This is a genomic window from Pseudoxanthomonas sp. CF125, assembly GCF_900104085.1.
GTDB lineage: Bacteria > Pseudomonadota > Gammaproteobacteria > Xanthomonadales > Xanthomonadaceae > Pseudoxanthomonas_A.
On record NZ_FNLD01000003.1, the window covers coordinates 382,850 to 398,456 of the forward strand.

A 15,607-nucleotide genomic window follows, 5' to 3' on the forward strand; every position below is an offset into this window, starting at 1 on the left:
TCGGGCGCCGATGGGAGAGGGGCTTAATGCTCAGGGCGTATCATTTACGCATCGATTGAGGATCCCCCATGGCCTACCCCTACACCCGCCCCCGCCGCATGCGCCGCGACGATTTTTCCCGGCGGCTGATGCGCGAGCACGTGCTGACCGCCAACGATCTGATCTATCCGGTGTTCGTGCACGAGCTGCCGGGCCGCGAGGCGGTGCCTTCCATGCCGGGCGTGGAGCGTCTGTCGATCGACGAGTTGCTGAAAGTCGCAGAGCAGGCTTCGGCATTGCGCGTGCCCGCTTTGGCCTTGTTTCCGGTCACCGCACCTGAAGCCAAATCGCTGCAGGCCGAGGCGGCCTGGGACGACGACGGCCTGGCCCAGCGCGCGGTGCGCGCGCTCAAGCAGCGTTTTCCCAAACTGGGCGTGATCACCGACGTGGCGCTGGACCCGTTCACCACCCACGGCCAGGACGGCATCATCGACGACAGCGGCTACGTGATGAACGACATCACCGTCGAAGCGCTGGTCAAGCAGGCGCTGTCGCATGCGCGCGCCGGCGTGGATGTCGTGGCGCCCAGCGACATGATGGACGGCCGCATCGGCGCCATCCGCGAGGCCCTGGAAAGCGAGGGCCACGTGCATACCCGGATCATGGCGTATTCGGCCAAGTACGCGTCCGCGTTCTACGGTCCATTCCGCGATGCGGTGGGCAGCGCCGGCAACCTGGGCAAGGGCAACAAGTACAACTACCAGATGGACCCGGCCAACTCGAACGAAGCGCTGCACGAAGTCGCGCTGGACATCGACGAGGGCGCGGACATGGTGATGGTCAAGCCCGGCATGCCTTACCTGGACGTGGTGCGGCGGGTGAAGGACGAGTTCGGCGTGCCCACTTTCGCCTATCAGGTCAGCGGTGAGTACGCGATGCTCAAGGCCGCCTTCAACAACGGCTGGCTGGACGAACGGGCTTGCGTGCTGGAGGCGCTGACTGCGTTCAAACGTGCCGGCGCCGACGGCGTGCTTACGTATTTCGCGCTGGATGCGGCACGCTGGTTGAAGGAAGAAGGCGCATAGTATTTCCGTAGGAGCGGGCCCTGCCCGCGACCGACATTGCCGATAAGGCTCGTCGCGGGCAGGGCCCGCTCCTACAATGGAATTCAATCAAGGAGCCCTGCATGAGTCACTACGCCGTCTTTGGTCACCCGGTTTCGCATTCGCTGTCGCCGCGCATCCACGCCGCATTCGGGCGCCAGACCGGCATAGCGCTGGACTACACCGCTGTCGATGCGGCGCCGGAAGCCTTCATGCAGGCGCTGGATGCTTTCGCGGCCGGCGGCGGCCGGGGCGCCAATGTCACCCTGCCCTTGAAGGAAGCCGCCTTCGCCCTGTGCAGCGTCACCAGCGAACGTGCGCGGCGCGCCGGCGCGGTCAACACGCTGACCCGCAACGACGGCCAATGGCATGGCGACAACACCGACGGCATCGGCCTGGTGCGCGACCTGACCGGCCGCCTGGGTCTGGACTTGCGCGGCCGCCGCGCATTGCTGCTCGGCGCGGGCGGCTCGGCGCGGGGCGTAGCCCCCGCGCTGCTGGATGCGGGCGTCTCGGAACTGATCATCGCCAATCGCACCCCCGAGCGCGCCGATGCGTTGGCCGACGCGCTGGGCGAGCCCGAACGTGCGCATTCGCGTTACTGGGACGATCTGGTCAACGAAGGCGACTTCGCGCTGGTCGTCAATGCCACTTCCGCCTCGCGCAACGGCACGACGGAATTCACGCTGCCGTTCCAGTTGTCCACGCCGCGCACGCTGGCGGTGGACCTGAATTACGGCGAGGCCGCCATCCCGTTCCTGGCCTGGGCGCGTGCCGCCGGCTGCCGCGACATGGTCGATGGCCTGGGCATGCTGGTGGAACAGGCCGCCGCGGCTTTCGAACTCTGGCACGGCGTGCGCCCCGACACCGCGCCGGTCTACGCCGCGCTACGCGGCAAGGATGCTTCACTGGTCACGGCGGACTGAGGAGTAACGAAATGGATTCTTTTCTGATTCCGGCGTTGACCACGCTCGGCTATTCGTTCCCGGAACTGCTGGCCTGCGCCATCGCCCTGGCGATGTTGTGGAGCGCGGCGCGCCCGGGCAAGGCGCGGCAGCTCGGCCTGATCGGCATCGGCCTGATGCTGGGCTGCGCGGTGCTGCAACTTGGGCTGGGGCTTTACCAGAACTGGGTGATCAGCACCGCCGCCGATTCCGCCACCCAGATCAGCACGATCTTCGCGCGCCTGAGCGCCGTGCGGATGTTGATCAACTGCGTTTCGCTGGCAGGGCTGGTGATGATTGCGTGGGGACTATGCAAGGCGACGCGGCAAGCCGAAGCGACCGCACGCATGCCCCAAGGACAGTGATCGGCGATGAAGGCTGTGCGTGCGATCCTCCGCACCGCACCGTCGCCTGACCGCCGTACGAGATAGTTCGCAACTGCATACCTCGCTGCCGATGCGGAATAAGTAACGAAGGGAAATCTGAAGCCCTGAGCCAGCGACGCCGATACGGCCGCCATGTTTGCGCTACGATCGGGCCATGAGGAAATCGATCGTCCTACTCGCGCTGATTTGCGCATTGTTCGCAATGCCTGCGCAAGCGCAGCAGCAGTTCAAGGTGCTGGTCGCAGCCATTCCCAACAAGTACCACAACGACTACGTCACCGTGGCCAAGCCGTCGTTCGAACGAATGGCGCGGCAGCACAATTTCGAACTGGTCTGGGCCTGGGACACAAGGCCTTTCGATGGCGACCTTTCGCAGTACGCCGCCATCGTGTTCCTCAACACTCCCGGCGCAGAGCTCAGCGAGCCGCAGCGCAAGCGCTTCCAGGACTACATCCATGCCGGCGGCGGCTTCGTGGCCGTGCACAAGGCCATCGCCACCGCCCGCGAATGGACCTGGTACGAGCATCTGGTGGGGCGTTCGTTCCGTACCCATCCCTATATCCAGACCGGCGTGATCGACGTGGTGGATCACAACTTCCCGGCCACGCTGGGATTGCCGGACCGCTGGCTATGGACGGACGAGTGGTACGAATACGACGCACCCTATTCCTCCGATCTGCACGTCGTGATGAACGTGGATGAGTCCAGCTACGATCCCACCCTGATCTGGCCCGGCCAGAAAGCCGAAGGCATGGGCAAATCGCATCCGGTGGCGTGGTACCACTTCTTCGAGGGCGGCCGCAGTTTCGTCACCGCGCTGGGGCATACGCCGGAGCTGTACAACGACCGGCTTTATCTGGATCACCTTTACGGCGGTATCTACTGGGCAGCCACGGGACGCGGCATCGTCGCGGAAAAGTCCGCTCCGTAAGCCGCATCCGCGCCTGTCGGCCGCTGCCGGTTACGGCGCCTTTTTCTTCCGGTTGCCGCAAAGATCCTCAAGCTCCAACCGTTCCGCCGCTTCCCCGCACAGGAACGCCACCTGCGCCTCGCGCGTATCCGCTCCGTCGTACGGCAGCGCGGTCCACCACTCCACCGCCTCCATCTCTTCGCCCGGCCTGAGCGTGCGGTACGGTGCGTGCACCTCCATTTCCAACAGGCCCGCGTTCGCATCGGCGCGTTCGTCCAGGTAAAGCTCCACCTGGCCCTGCTCGGGATGGATCTTCGAAAGAGGATGATGCCGGAACCGGATCAGGAAAAGCTGGCCACTGGAGAATCCGGCCATCCAGCCCGCGGAGGGCTGTATCAGGACCTTGCCGCGCCGGGCGCTCATGCCCTCCCCAAGCGCCGATCTGTCCAGCGAGAACAGGCCGCGCTCCACGTGCGGCAGCAAGGGCCCTATCGTCTGTTCGGTGGATGCCTGCACGCGCACGTCCTGGTCGCCGGTCACCGGCACATACACGCGCGTGTACGAAGGAGTGCGCGTGTTGAACCACAGATCCCACGCGATGTCGGTATTGCGGATATTGCGTGCGGTCGCGCGGACTTCCACGGTATCCGGCCTGTCGGCGGACAACTGGAATGCCTTGCGCAGGCGCACACCCGAGACCGGACTGTCCACGCCTTCCAGGACCAGGCGCGTCGGCGTTCTCTCCACAATCCGGGTATCGGCGAAAGCCAGGAACGGATCCGGCGGCCAGTTCGCCCGGGCTTTGCGGCGTGCGGGATTGGCATCCTGATGCACCCACCACTGGCTTTGCGGGCCCACCCATACATCGTGGCCGAGGTAGCCGATGTCGTCGGCCGTCGCGCTGACTTCGGGTTTGGGCCGAGTGGTCAACGGCTCGCCGGTCTTCAGCAGATTGGGACGGCCCTTGAGCGAGAATGCCAGGCCGCGCCCTCCCAACTCCGGGGTGACCTCCAGGGCGACAAGATCATTCTCGAGGCGAACGGTTTCGACTGCCGAAACCGTCATCGGCATGCAGAACGCGACGAGCGCCAGCCAGGATTTCATTCAACCCGCTCCCGATTTTTTGTGATGTTACGGCGTCTTACGCCCAACCGGGAAAGCATCGCGCTCGAAGGGCATGCCTGCAATGCCGCGCGATTACAGCAGCCCGTCGCGCTTGACCGCCAGATATCGCTCCACCAACGCCGCTGGCAACTCTTCGCTGGCGACATCCAGCACCATCACCCGATGGCTGCGCAGCGCTTCGTGCGCAGCGGTGCGCTGTTCGACGTAGCGGGCGACCGCGCCGGCACGGATGGCGCCGGGCAGGTCGTGCACTTCGTCGGTCATCGCCTGGTCCAGCGCGCGTTCGCGCAGGCTGGCGACGCAGACCAGGTGGCGTTTCTGCAACAGGCGCACGGCGGCCAGCAGGTCTTCGATGTCCTCATCGCGCACGTTGGTGACCAGCATCACCAAAGAACGCTTGCGCTGGCGCAACGACAGTTCCGTCGCGGCGGCCAGGTAATCGGTGGCTACCGGCTGCGGCTGCAGGCTGTAACTGGCGCGCAGCAGGGTATCGATGCTGGCCATGCCGCGCTTGGGGGCCACCCAGCGCGATTCGCCGCCGCTTGCGAACAAGCCGACCGCATCGCCCTGACGCAGCGCCAGGTAGGACACCACCAACGTTGCGTTCAACACATGGTCGAAATGCGCCAGCTCGCCTTCCTGCGCCATCATGCGGCGGCCGGTGTCGACCATCATCACCAGCTGCTGGTTCTTTTCGTCCTGGTATTCGCGCGAGATCAATTTGCGCGAACGCGAGGTCGCCTTCCAGTCGATCTGGCGCAGGCTGTCGCCGACGCGGTACTCGCGCATCTGGTTGAAATCGGTGCCTTCGCCACGGCGGCGCTTCAGGTGCGCGCCGACCAGCCGAGAAGCCTGTTCGGCGCTGAACAACGCGAACTTGGTCAGCGGCGCGAAGTTGGGATACACGCGCACCCGCTGCGGCGTGCCGGCGATGCGCGATTGCCGCCAGAGCCGCAACGCCGACGCCAATCGCAATTGCACTCCGTCGAACGTCGCATCGCCGCGCGCCGTGGGGCGCAGGTGGTAGCTGAAAGTGGAAGCGGTGGCCGGCATCAGCTTCAGGCGTTGCGGCAGACCTTGCGCGGGCCAGCCACCCGGATGCAGGTCGAACAGATCGATGCGCTGGCGCGACATCGATTCCACGCGCAGGGTCACGTCGCGTTCGATGCCCAGCGGCAGGGCTTCTGGAATTTCGCGCGAGACCTGCGGAGTGGGACGCCGGCGCAGGAGCAGGCCATCCAGCACGGCGAGCAAGGCAAGGCCGGCACCGGCCAACAGCCAGGCGAGCAAGGGCACGCCCGCGAACAGCACGGCGAAACCAGACAGGCCCCACAGCACCAGCAATCCGATAAGCAGCGGTGCAGGCCTCAAAGCAGCTCCCTCCTTTGGAAAAGGAGGGTTGGGGAGGATTTGCTCTTCGCGGCAGCCCCCGAAAGCAAAGTCAAAAGCAAATCCCCCTCGATCCCCCTTTTGCAAAGGGGGAAGACAGGCCAGGCAAGAGCAGAACCGCGTCGCTTCATTTCCGCGGCGCTTCCACCTTGGCCAGCAACGCGTGCAAGGCGTCGTCGGGCGACTGGCCTTCGATCTGCAGTTCCGGCGACAGGGTGATGCGGTGCCTCAGCGCCGGCTTGGCGATCTCGCGCACATCGTCCGGGGTTACGAAATCGCGGCCTTGCAGCACCGCCTGCGCGCGCGCCGCGCGCACCAGTGCGATGCTGCCGCGTGGGCCGGCGCCCAGCGAGATGCCCGGCCACTTGCGCGTGGCGGCCACGATGCGCACCGCGTAATCGATCACCTGCTCATCGACGATGACCGCGGCGGTGCCGCGCTGCATGGCCACGATGTCGCTGGCGCCGAGCACGCGGCGCACCTGAGAGAGATCGAAATCGCCTGCGCTGCGGCCGGTGGTGATGGCATCGACCATGCGCTTTTCGTCGGCCAGCTGCGGATAGTCGATCAGGATCTTCAGCAGGAAACGGTCCAGCTGCGCTTCCGGCAGCGGATAGGTGCCTTCCTGTTCCACCGGGTTCTGCGTGGCCAGGGCAAGGAACGGCGGTGACAGTTCGAAGGGCTTGCCTTCGATGGTGACCTGGCCTTCCTGCATCACTTCCAGCAACGCGGACTGGGTCTTGGCCGGCGCGCGGTTGATTTCGTCGGCCAGCAACAGGTTGGTGAACACGGGACCGCGGCGGATCTTGAAGCTCTCGGTCTTGGGGTCGTACACCGCATGGCCGCTGACGTCGCTGGGCATCAGGTCGGAAGTGAACTGCACGCGCGCGTAGTTGAGTTCCAGCGCTTGCGCCAATGCGCGCACCAGCAATGTCTTGCCCAGGCCGGGAACGCCTTCGATCAATACATGGCTGCCAGCGAGCAACGCGATGAGGATCTGGTCCAGCACCTCCGGCTGGCCGATGAAGGCCTTGGAGACTTCCTCGCGCACGGCGGCGGCGCGTTCGGCCAGCGCTGCGCCGGTGATGGCGGGCACCGTATTCACGGAGGCGGCGGGCGCGTTAGCGGTTTCATCGTTCATATGCGGTTTCTCAGCTGGATCAGAGTGGAAATGCGGTCGCGGAAAGCGGGCTTGTCATGCGAGGACGGCGGCTGCAGCGCGGTTCTTATTTTGTCGGCGGAAATGTTCAGGCGCTCGGCGATCGCCTCGATCTGGGCCTCGCCGGACAGCGCGGCGGCCATGGGATCGCGACGACGCAGACGGGACAGGAAAGAGTTGCGCACCGCTGCGTACAGCAGCGCGCGCTTGTTGTAACGGAACAGATGCTCGCCGCTGGCACGCACGTGTTCCAGCAACGAGCGCCGCTCGGCCGGCGGCGATGGCCGCAAGGGGCCGAAGCGCTGCATGCGCAGCCACAGCCAGGCCAGCAGCGCCAATAATAACGGCACCCACACGGGCCAGCCCTGGGTCAACACGGTGCGCAACAGCGAGGGCATCTGCGCGGCGTAGACCAGGTGCATGGTGCCTTGGCCGTAGTTGGGCGCCAGCACCTGCCTTGCCAGCGCGCGATGCGGGCCGTCGCGCAGGCCGCCGGACTGGTCGTCTTTGACCATGCCCAGAAAACCGCTGTCGGTGCTGCCTTTGTTGGTCAGGAAGTCGAAATCCGCCAGCACGTCCACATGGCCCTTGCCGTGCGCGAGCCGCGCGTACACGTAATCGGCCTGCAGATCGCCCCAGGAGAGTTCGGGTTCGACTTCATCGAAGTAAAAGCGGCGGCCGCTGCAGAACTCGATGTGGCTGTCCTGGCCTTCCACTTGCAGCGGCTCGCATTCCGGCGATTGGTCGCTCAGGAATATGCCGATGTCCTCCAGAATCGGAACGCTGGTTTCTTCGTCATGAATTACCGTGGGCGGAGTGCGTACCAGCAGATGTCCGCCGCCGGCCACCCATTCCAGCAATCGGCGGGATTCCACCGGAGTCATGGTGCGCGGATCGTTGAGGATCAGCAGCGTGTCGTGCGCACCGAGCTGTTGGGCGGCCAGGTTGAGACGCTGACGCGATTCGACTTTCACCCCGTCGGCCTGCAACGCCTTCTTCAGCGCGTACAGCGGGTTGTAGCCGGCTTCGCCGCGCGGCGGCAGCGCGATTTCGCGCTCCACCTTTTCGTAGGCATGCAGGAACCAGGCCACGCCGCCGCCTATCACCGCTGCGGCCAGCAGCACTATCAATACGATGCGCGCGGCGGGGCCGAACCGGTTCATGCCGCCCACCGGTAGCGCTGCTGCAAGCTGGACAGCAGATCGTCGAATTCTTCCTGCGCAGGCAGCTGTTGCGCATAGGCCGCGTATTGCCACACGCGCACCATCCGCGCGAACAGGCTGCGGTCCTCGCCGTCGGGCATGCGTCGCGAGGCGCGCAGGCATTCGGACTCGGTGGCGCCGGGCGGCAGGGCGACTTCTGCGCGCTTGGCCATGGTTTCCACGCTGGCGCGGTACAGCAACGCCAGCGCATGGCGCGGCTTGCCCTGCGCCCACAACCGCCGCGCTTCGGCGGGTACGTTGTCGGGCAGGATTTCGGGGAGTTGAAGGGCTTCCGTTTCCACGTCCACCGGCAGCGGTTTGTGCCTGCGCAGCGAACCGCGCATCCATGGCAACCAGTGGCGCAGGGTCAGCAGCAGGATCGCCACCAGTCCGCCCACCAGTATCCACAGGCCCCACTCGGCGATGAAGGCGAACGCCGTGCCGAAGCCTGACAACCACGACATATCGCGTTGAGTCTGCGGTTTGTCTTTAGCCTTGGGCTTGTCGCGTTTCTCCCACGTCACCTGCTTGCTTTTGGAATTGAGCAAGGGATCGCGATAGGCCTGGTCCACGGCTTTGCTGAAAGCGCGTTCGTCCACGCGCGCATCGCCGAACACGGCCGGCAGCGTCGGGGCTTCCTGCTTGGCCGGCGTGGCCGGAGCTTGCGCTTCCTGCGCGCGCGCGGGCGCCAAGCCGGCTCCCAGCAAGGCCAGCACCAGTGCGAATGGCGCGGCCACGGCGGTCAGTCTTGCGCGCAATTTGCGGAAGGCGATTTCCACGTCCCAGGCTTCGATCTGGGTGCGGCGGTTGAGGTAGAGGCCGAAGCCGGCGCCGACGAAGAAGGGTTCGATCACCGAGGTGGCGATCCAGCCCGCCAGGTTGCTGCCCACCTGCACCCACCATGGCGGCTGCTCGATGGCCAGCGACCACGCGGCGCGCATGGTTTCGGGCAGGTATTCCACGGGTACGAACAGGAAGACCAGAGCCACGCTCGCCAGCGCCAGCGCGATTTCGAAATTGATGCAGACCAGCGTCAACAAGGCGGCATTGCCGTAGACCGCGCTGCCCAGCACCCGACGACGCTCGCGCAAACGCGCGCCCTGCACGCCTTCCAGCAAATCGATGGGCAGGTACAGGGAGCGCGCGGGACTGAAACGTCTCCAGGTAAGGTAGTGAAGCAACGGCCTCCAACCCCAACGCAGTTGCGCCGCCAACGTGTCCCGCACGCTGGGGGTGGCGCCGAAGGTGGCGCGGGAGATCACGAACAAGGGAATGCGGTCGAACGCCGGCTTCAACCACCACATCAACAGGCCGGCCAGCCAGATGGAATCGATGGCCCAGGCGGCGGCATTGAACGCGACGAACAACGGCACGGTGACCAACAGCCAGGGCTTCCATATCGCAGCCGCATGCCGGCGCACCAGCGCCGTTCCCAATTCCACCGCCTCCCACGCCGAGCGCGAACGCAGATGCACGGTCATCTGCTCAAGACGCATCGGCGTCTCCAGGCTGATTGCGCCCGCCGCGCCATAGCCATAGCAGCACCAGCGTCCACAGCACGCCCGATACCGAATACTTGATCGATGCCGGAATGGACTGCGTGGACGACCAGAACGCCTCGATGAACGCCGCCACCAGCAGCATGAAAGCGATACCCAGGCACAGCCTGGCGCCCTTGATGCCGCCGGCGACCAATGCATCGATGCGGGTGCGGCGGCCGGGAGCGATCAGGTTGAAGCCCAGCCGCAATCCAGCGCCGCCGGCAAGTACGATGGCGGTCAGCTCGAACGGCGCGTGACCGGCGACGAAGCGCCAGAGCGGATCGCCCGAACCGATCTGCTGCAGGTGGCCGAACGCCGCGCCGATGCCTACGCCGTTGAGTATCAGCACCAGGATCGTGCCCACGCCGGCCAGCAGTCCGCTGGCGAAAGTGCGCAGGCCGATGCTGATGTTGTTCATGATGTAGTGGCCGAACATGGCCCAGTCGGTCCCGCTTTCGCGCCCCAGCTTGTTGCTGTCGCTGGCCGGGTCGTACATGCGCTCCAGCTGCGCCACTTCCTGCGGGCTCATCAAGCCGTGGATCAGTTCCGGATAGAACTGCAGCAGCACGAACATCGTCACCAGCGGCACCACGAACAGCACCAGCGCGGCCCACATGCAGCCGGCCTCGCTGCGCACCAGGCGCGGGAAGTCGGCCAGCAGGAATTCGACCGCGCGCTGCCAGCGCGGCGGCGGCGTGCGGTACAGCAGGTTGTGGCCGCGCTGCATCAGCGCCTGCAGCCGCGCGGTCACTACCGGGCTGTAGCCGCGCCTGCGCGCCAGCGCCAATTGCTGGCACAGGCGCCGGTAGCGCGCGGGAATGTCTTCATCGCCGATTTCGCCGATATTGCGTTCGGCCAGCGCATGGCGCGCATTGCCGCGCGTTTCCAGCCAGTGCTCGAACTGCTGCCATTCGCGTTGATGGCGGGCGACGAATTGCTCCTGTCTCATCGCCGCCCCAGCAGCCAGTTGGCCATGCCGTACAAGCGCAGCACGCCGCCCTGGCCGCGGCTGCCGGTGAGCGGCTCGACGATGTTGGCCAGTTCTTCCTGCCGCGCGGGCGTCAGCAGCGGCGCGCGTTCGCCGAAGGCGACCACGGCCGCCTGTTCCGCCGGTTGCAGGCCGGCGCTAGGCGCAAGCACCGCGTTCACCGGCGCCGCCGCCGCATCGCGCTCGTGTTCGTTGTGCACCACCAGCGTACCCGCAACCATGTCGCCCAGCCGCCGCGCATGCGGATCGGCCAGGCAAGCGATCAGGCCGGCGGCATAGCCGAACGGCAGCATGTCCACGGTACGCAGCAGATTGCGGGTGATGGCGGGCAACCAGCCCACCGGCGCGCCGTCGCCGTTGACCACGCGCAGCGACATGGCTTTCTTGCCGGGCGTCTGTCCGTCCCACAGCACCTCGAACAGAATGGGGTAGGCCCAGAAGATCAGGAACATCGAGATCAGGTACAAGCCCTGCCCGGCCGCTCCCAGCAAGGCCAGCAGGGTGCCGACCAACATCAGGATGCCCAGGCGGATGGCCAGATCGATGGACCACGCCACCGCGCGCGGCACCGGGCCGGCGACGGGCAGATGCAGGGCCACGCCTTCGGGCGTGACTACCTCGCGATAGGTGTCCAGCATCAGGCGAGCACCACCATGGTGTCGGCCATGTGATCGTGCAGACAACGGCGGTCGTCCGCGAATATGAAGAGCGCATCCACCAGGCTGAAGATTCCACCCACGCAAGGAATGGCGCCGATCAGCGTCGGAAAGAAATAACGCAGCCAGAAGATCCGGCCCAGGCCGCTGCGGCTACCGTCGGTACGCACGATGCGGATGCCGAGCCAGCTTTTCGCCAGCGTTTGCCCCTGCCGATGCAGCAGCCACAGGTTGTAGCCCAGCAGTCCCAGGCCCAGCAGACCGGTCACCGGGGCGATCCATTGCAAGACCGATGCCGCGTCCGCGGGCATTTCCTCCAGCAACAGCAGGTATCCCGGCAGGAATGCGATGGTGAACAGGATATTGTCGATCAGCACCGCTCCCAGACGGATGGCGCGCCCGGCAGGCTCCTGCCGAAGCGGCGGCGGTTGCGCGGCCAGGGGCGATTGCGGTGCCGCATATGGATTGTGGTTCGCTGTTTCGCTTTCCATGCGCCTTTCCCTGTCGGTATGACTTTAACGACCAAAACCGGCCTTGCCCAGAGTCATTACACTGGCGATGCCATGGAAAACTCCGCTTTCCCCTGCCGCAGCCGTTGCGGCGCCTGCTGCATCGCGCCGTCGATCACCTCGCCCATCCCCGGCATGCCGCAGGGCAAGCCGGCGGGCGTGCCCTGCGTGCAACTGGATGCGGATCTGCGCTGCAGGCTGTTCGGAAAACCCGAGCGGCCCGCGTTCTGCGCTTCGCTGCGGCCGTCGATGGAGATGTGCGGGAACGACCGTGCACAGGCGCTCGCGTTTCTAGGCCATCTTGAAACCGCCACCGCGCCCTAGCAACGGGCGCGGCAGCGTCCGTCCGTACTCAGGCCGCCGCTTCTTCCTTGCTGGGCGTGAAAAACCAGATCGCGGCGCCGACCACGATCAGGCCGATGCGGATCGACCAGCCCACGGTGGGACCCCAGTTGTCGATCCACGAAAGAATCTTGAACTGCATGTCGAAGAAGTCGAGGACGATGGAGCCCAGGCCGAAGATGGCCATGTACATGCCGAGTGATTTCACGTCTTTCTCCTGTAAGTATTGAACGGTTGTCCGCGATCAGCTGACCGATCCCTTTTCACGTTTGCCACTGAACATCTTCTTGACCAAAGCTCCCAGGCCCAAGACCGCGATCAGGCCCAGCTTCCAGAACTTGGCCAGAACCAGGCCCAGCTTGGCGAACAAGCCGGCCTTGGCCGCCAGCCCGCCACCGATCAGCGCGGCCACGCCATAGGCGGCGACCTTGTCGGTGGAGGCGTCGTAATCGGCGTAGCGCGCGCCGGCGTCGAACTCGGTCATCGGCAGCAGTTGCTGCATGCCGGTCTGCACCAGTCCCAGCTCGGACATGCCGGAGACGGCGTTGAGGCTCAGGTAGCCGTTACGGCCAAGCACGCGTATGTCGTAGTTCAGCGTGTTGTCCTTGGACTCGTCGAACTTCAGCTCCTTGGCCCAATACATTTTCTTGCTGGCGGCGTCGTAGCGCGGCGCCACGGCCCAACCCAGCAGATCGACGGTGCCGTAGCCCGCCTCCTTGCGCGCGGCATTCTCGTCTTTGGTGCCTTGCTGCATTTCCTCCAGCATTTCCTGGTAGTCGATCTTGGCGGCGTCCTCGTCGGAAACGTAACCGTCGTCGGAATAGGTCACCACCACCGCCCAGCTGTTGTCGTCGGCCAGGTTCGGAGTAGCCGGCACGATCAGGCCCAGTACGCTCTCGTCCGGAGGATTGCCCCAGAACTCTTCCAGCACGCGGCGCGCGTCGGCCTGCTCCAGGTAACGGAAGGCGGGCGTCAGGCGGAAATGCGCCTTGGCTTGCGGTACCGCGACCTCTCCGTCCTTGAAATGCAACGACGCGACGAACTGCTCTGGTGTCGTTTCCGTCCCCTTCTCTTCCGGTGCCTGCGCGGCTGCGGACAAAGCCATGCCCACGCACAACGTGGCCAGCAGGCCACGAATCATCGCCTTCATCTTCTATCGCTCCGTGATTGGGCATCCCCATGCCCGCGCGCCAGTGTCGCGTGGCCGCCGCCCGCGCGCAACGGGTGCCGATGTAGGTCGGGGCTACGCCCCCGACACTAGACGACCTCGGATATGCCATGCGTCGGGGACGTAGCCCCGACCTACGCGTGCAGGTACTGGTCCTTCAGCCGCACGTAGTGCTGGGCCGAATACAGCAGGCTCTCGATTTCCTTGTCGCTGAGCTTTCGCACGAAGCGCCCGGGATTGCCCAGCCACAGTTCGCCTTCGCCCACCACTTTGCCCGGACCGATGATCGCGCCGGCGCCGACGAAACCGTGGGTCTCCACTTTCGCGCCATCGAGGATGCAGGCGCCCATGCCGATCAGGCAGCGGTCGCCGATGCTGCAGGCGTGGATGATGGTGCCGTGGCCGACGGTGACGTCCTCCCCGATCAGGGTCGGATAGCCGGCCTGGTTGTACGGGCTGTGGTGGCTGACGTGGATGATGGTGCCGTCCTGCACGTTGGTGCGCGCACCGATGCGGATGTGGTTCACGTCGCCGCGGATGATGGTGCCCGGCCAGACGGAAACGTCGTCGCCCAATTCGACATCGCCGATCACGGTGGCGGCCGGGTCCACGTAAACACGCTGGCCAAGGGTGGGAAGCCGGCCAAGATAGGGGCGTAGTGCGGTCATCCTTGCATTGTAATGGGCAGGCCCGCGGAGGCCGGACTACACTGCGGCGTATGGATACTTCCACCGATACTCCCAGCACCGAACTCCAGCCCACCCTGGTCCGTCTGCGCGCCGCCTGGCAGGGGAAACGCCCGGATTACCGGCAGCGCCGGGACGACCTGCAGCGCCTGCGCGAGGCACTGAAACGGCGGCTGCCCGAAATGGCCGACACCATCGCCGCCGACTTCGGCCAGCGCTCGCGCCACGAGACGCTGCTGGCCGACGGCATGACCGTCCTGAATGAAATCGACCACCTGCGCAGCCACCTGCGCCGCTGGATGAAGCCCAAGCGGGTGGGCGTGGGCTGGCGTTTCTGGCCGGCGCGCGCCGAGATCCGGCCCGAGCCGGTGGGCGTGGTGGGTGTGATCGCACCGTGGAATTATCCGGTGAACCTGGCTCTGATTCCGCTGGCCACCGCCATCGCCGCCGGCAACCATGTTTACCTGAAGCCTTCCGAGCACACCCCCAACACCACCAGTTTTCTGCGCAGCCTGCTGGCCGAAGTGTTCGCCGTCGATCGGGTGGCCGTGGCCAGCGGCGGCGCGGAGGTGGCCGGCGCCTTCGCCGCGCTGCCCTTCGACCACCTGGTGTTCACCGGCTCCACCGCGGTCGGCCGCAAGGTCATGGCCGCCGCCGCGCCGAACCTGACCCCGCTGACGCTGGAACTCGGCGGCAAGTCGCCGGCCATCGTCTGCGCCGATTTTCCGGTGGAACAGGCCGCCGCGCGCTTGGCGACCGGCAAGTGGTTCAACGGCGGGCAGACCTGCATCGCGCCGGATTACGTATTGATCGACGAAGGCCGCGCGCCCGCGCTGGCCGAAGCGTTGCGCGCCCAGGTGAGTGCGCGCTACGGCAGGTTGGCGGAATCGGACGACTACACCCGCATCATCAACGACGGCCAGTACGCGCGCCTGGAAAATTATCTGCAAGACGCGCGCACGCGCGGCCTGCAGGTCCTGCCGCTGGGCGAACACGGCAAGCCGGGTGAGCGTCTGTTCGCACCGACCGTGGTGCTGGAACCCGGCGACGATGCGCTGGTGATGCAGGAAGAGATCTTCGGACCGATCCTGCCCATCAAGTCCTACCGCAGCCTCGACGAGGCCATCGCCTACGTCAACGCGCACGACCGGCCGCTGTCGCTGTATCCCTTCAGCCACGACCGCGACAGTGTGGAGAAGATCCTGCGCAATACCCTGGCCGGCGGCGTCACCGTCAACGACACGGTGCTGCATTTCGGCATCAACAACCTGCCCTTCGGCGGCATCGGCCCCAGCGGCATGGGTGCCTACCACGGCCGCGCGGGTTTCGACGCTTTCAGCAAAGCGCTGCCGATCCTGTGGCAGCCCAGGCGCGCGGGCAGCGACATGCTCAAGCCGCCGTATTCGAAGGTGGCGCGCTTCATCGATTTCATCATCCGCTAAGCTTTTGTAGGAGCGGGCCCTGCCCGCGATGCCTTACCCTGAAACCATCAAAAGCGTCGCGGGCAGGGCCCGCTCCTA

Annotated in this window: 17 protein-coding genes; 6 read left to right on the forward strand and 11 right to left on the reverse strand. The window is 65.7% G+C overall.

Annotated features, from left to right (window positions below; all coding sequences use genetic code 11):
* The first annotated feature begins 68 nt into the window (after positions 1 to 68).
* From hemB to BLR66_RS15245, 4 genes are all read left to right on the forward strand, one after another.
* Entirely contained in the window at positions 69 to 1,064 is a 996-nt protein-coding gene (gene hemB, locus BLR66_RS15230) for a porphobilinogen synthase (protein WP_093288929.1), read from the forward strand.
* A 101-nt stretch (positions 1,065 to 1,165) separates the two neighbouring features.
* Positions 1,166 to 2,008 carry a shikimate dehydrogenase gene (gene aroE, locus BLR66_RS15235; RefSeq protein WP_093288932.1) on the forward strand — a complete coding sequence of 281 codons (843 nt, stop codon included), beginning with the start codon at positions 1,166 to 1,168 and terminating at the stop codon, positions 2,006 to 2,008.
* An 11-nt stretch (positions 2,009 to 2,019) separates the two neighbouring features.
* Positions 2,020 to 2,391 carry a hypothetical protein gene (locus tag BLR66_RS15240; protein ID WP_093288935.1) on the forward strand — a complete coding sequence of 124 codons (372 nt, stop codon included), beginning with the start codon at positions 2,020 to 2,022 and terminating at the stop codon, positions 2,389 to 2,391.
* A 175-nt stretch (positions 2,392 to 2,566) separates the two neighbouring features.
* The gene (locus tag BLR66_RS15245; RefSeq protein WP_093288938.1) at positions 2,567 to 3,343 is read left to right on the forward strand and encodes a ThuA domain-containing protein; all 777 of its coding nucleotides are present in this window, start codon (positions 2,567 to 2,569) and stop codon (positions 3,341 to 3,343) included.
* A 30-nt stretch (positions 3,344 to 3,373) separates the two neighbouring features.
* Here BLR66_RS15245 and BLR66_RS15250 read toward each other — a convergent pair whose 3' ends face one another.
* The 8 genes from BLR66_RS15250 to BLR66_RS15285 all read right to left on the reverse strand — a co-directional run bounded on the left by BLR66_RS15250 (position 3,374) and on the right by BLR66_RS15285 (position 11,873).
* Positions 3,374 to 4,426 carry a DUF4380 domain-containing protein gene (locus BLR66_RS15250; protein ID WP_255402670.1) on the reverse strand — a complete coding sequence of 351 codons (1,053 nt, stop codon included), beginning with the start codon at positions 4,424 to 4,426 and terminating at the stop codon, positions 3,374 to 3,376.
* A gap of 93 nt (positions 4,427 to 4,519) precedes the next feature.
* Positions 4,520 to 5,818 (reverse strand): DUF58 domain-containing protein, encoded by a 1,299-nt coding sequence (locus BLR66_RS15255; protein WP_093288941.1) that lies wholly within the window; start codon positions 5,816 to 5,818, stop codon positions 4,520 to 4,522.
* Positions 5,819 to 5,963: 145 nt separating this feature from the next.
* Positions 5,964 to 6,977, reverse strand: a complete 1,014-nt coding sequence (locus BLR66_RS15260; protein ID WP_093288944.1) for an AAA family ATPase — start codon at positions 6,975 to 6,977, stop codon at positions 5,964 to 5,966.
* The gene (locus BLR66_RS15265) at positions 6,974 to 8,158 is read right to left on the reverse strand and encodes a DUF4350 domain-containing protein (protein WP_093289890.1); all 1,185 of its coding nucleotides are present in this window, start codon (positions 8,156 to 8,158) and stop codon (positions 6,974 to 6,976) included. Before BLR66_RS15265 ends, BLR66_RS15260 begins: the two co-directional genes overlap by 4 nt.
* Positions 8,155 to 9,693: a DUF4129 domain-containing protein gene (locus BLR66_RS15270; protein WP_093288947.1), complete on the reverse strand. Its 1,539-nt coding sequence runs from the start codon at positions 9,691 to 9,693 to the stop codon at positions 8,155 to 8,157. The genes BLR66_RS15265 and BLR66_RS15270 overlap by 4 nt, the downstream gene beginning before the upstream one ends.
* Entirely contained in the window at positions 9,683 to 10,687 is a 1,005-nt protein-coding gene (locus BLR66_RS15275; protein WP_093288950.1) for a stage II sporulation protein M, read from the reverse strand. The genes BLR66_RS15270 and BLR66_RS15275 overlap by 11 nt, the downstream gene beginning before the upstream one ends.
* Positions 10,684 to 11,364, reverse strand: coding sequence for an RDD family protein (locus tag BLR66_RS15280; RefSeq protein ID WP_093288953.1), 681 nt, complete (start codon positions 11,362 to 11,364; stop codon positions 10,684 to 10,686). Before BLR66_RS15280 ends, BLR66_RS15275 begins: the two co-directional genes overlap by 4 nt.
* Positions 11,364 to 11,873 carry an RDD family protein gene (locus BLR66_RS15285; protein WP_093288955.1) on the reverse strand — a complete coding sequence of 170 codons (510 nt, stop codon included), beginning with the start codon at positions 11,871 to 11,873 and terminating at the stop codon, positions 11,364 to 11,366. Before BLR66_RS15285 ends, BLR66_RS15280 begins: the two co-directional genes overlap by 1 nt.
* Before the next feature lie 72 nt (positions 11,874 to 11,945).
* On the opposite strand from BLR66_RS15285, the gene BLR66_RS15290 reads away from it, so the two are divergent.
* On the forward strand, positions 11,946 to 12,215 hold the full coding sequence (locus BLR66_RS15290; protein ID WP_093288958.1) for a YkgJ family cysteine cluster protein: 270 nt from the start codon (positions 11,946 to 11,948) through the stop codon (positions 12,213 to 12,215).
* A gap of 28 nt (positions 12,216 to 12,243) precedes the next feature.
* Here the strand turns inward: BLR66_RS15290 and BLR66_RS15295 are convergent, their stop codons facing one another.
* The 3 genes from BLR66_RS15295 to BLR66_RS15305 all read right to left on the reverse strand — a co-directional run bounded on the left by BLR66_RS15295 (position 12,244) and on the right by BLR66_RS15305 (position 14,069).
* Positions 12,244 to 12,441 carry a hypothetical protein gene (locus BLR66_RS15295; protein ID WP_093288961.1) on the reverse strand — a complete coding sequence of 66 codons (198 nt, stop codon included), beginning with the start codon at positions 12,439 to 12,441 and terminating at the stop codon, positions 12,244 to 12,246.
* Between the two features lie 36 nt (positions 12,442 to 12,477).
* A complete protein-coding gene (locus BLR66_RS15300; RefSeq protein WP_093288964.1) occupies positions 12,478 to 13,383 on the reverse strand; it encodes a DUF2167 domain-containing protein in 906 nt (301 codons plus the stop codon).
* A 152-nt stretch (positions 13,384 to 13,535) separates the two neighbouring features.
* Positions 13,536 to 14,069, reverse strand: a complete 534-nt coding sequence (locus BLR66_RS15305; RefSeq protein ID WP_093288966.1) for a gamma carbonic anhydrase family protein — start codon at positions 14,067 to 14,069, stop codon at positions 13,536 to 13,538.
* 50 nt (positions 14,070 to 14,119) lie between these two features.
* Between BLR66_RS15305 and BLR66_RS15310 the strand changes: the two genes are divergently transcribed.
* Positions 14,120 to 15,529, forward strand: coding sequence for a coniferyl aldehyde dehydrogenase (locus tag BLR66_RS15310; protein ID WP_093288968.1), 1,410 nt, complete (start codon positions 14,120 to 14,122; stop codon positions 15,527 to 15,529).
* The last annotated feature ends 78 nt before the right edge of the window (positions 15,530 to 15,607 follow it).

Coding starts and splice junctions, on each gene's coding strand:
- BLR66_RS15290 (WP_093288958.1), top strand. CDS start 11,946: ATGGAAAACTCCGCTTTCCCCTGCCGCAGCCGTTGCGGCGCCTGCTGC.
- BLR66_RS15260 (WP_093288944.1), bottom strand. CDS start 6,977: ATGAACGATGAAACCGCTAACGCGCCCGCCGCCTCCGTGAATACGGTG.
- BLR66_RS15250 (WP_255402670.1), bottom strand. CDS start 4,426: ATGAAATCCTGGCTGGCGCTCGTCGCGTTCTGCATGCCGATGACGGTT.
- BLR66_RS15280 (WP_093288953.1), bottom strand. CDS start 11,364: ATGCTGGACACCTATCGCGAGGTAGTCACGCCCGAAGGCGTGGCCCTG.
- BLR66_RS15265 (WP_093289890.1), bottom strand. CDS start 8,158: ATGAACCGGTTCGGCCCCGCCGCGCGCATCGTATTGATAGTGCTGCTG.
- BLR66_RS15270 (WP_093288947.1), bottom strand. CDS start 9,693: ATGCGTCTTGAGCAGATGACCGTGCATCTGCGTTCGCGCTCGGCGTGG.
- aroE (WP_093288932.1), top strand. CDS start 1,166: ATGAGTCACTACGCCGTCTTTGGTCACCCGGTTTCGCATTCGCTGTCG.
- BLR66_RS15245 (WP_093288938.1), top strand. CDS start 2,567: ATGAGGAAATCGATCGTCCTACTCGCGCTGATTTGCGCATTGTTCGCA.
- BLR66_RS15285 (WP_093288955.1), bottom strand. CDS start 11,873: ATGGAAAGCGAAACAGCGAACCACAATCCATATGCGGCACCGCAATCG.
- hemB (WP_093288929.1), top strand. CDS start 69: ATGGCCTACCCCTACACCCGCCCCCGCCGCATGCGCCGCGACGATTTT.
- BLR66_RS15310 (WP_093288968.1), top strand. CDS start 14,120: ATGGATACTTCCACCGATACTCCCAGCACCGAACTCCAGCCCACCCTG.
- BLR66_RS15275 (WP_093288950.1), bottom strand. CDS start 10,687: ATGAGACAGGAGCAATTCGTCGCCCGCCATCAACGCGAATGGCAGCAG.
- BLR66_RS15300 (WP_093288964.1), bottom strand. CDS start 13,383: ATGAAGGCGATGATTCGTGGCCTGCTGGCCACGTTGTGCGTGGGCATG.
- BLR66_RS15305 (WP_093288966.1), bottom strand. CDS start 14,069: ATGACCGCACTACGCCCCTATCTTGGCCGGCTTCCCACCCTTGGCCAG.
- BLR66_RS15240 (WP_093288935.1), top strand. CDS start 2,020: ATGGATTCTTTTCTGATTCCGGCGTTGACCACGCTCGGCTATTCGTTC.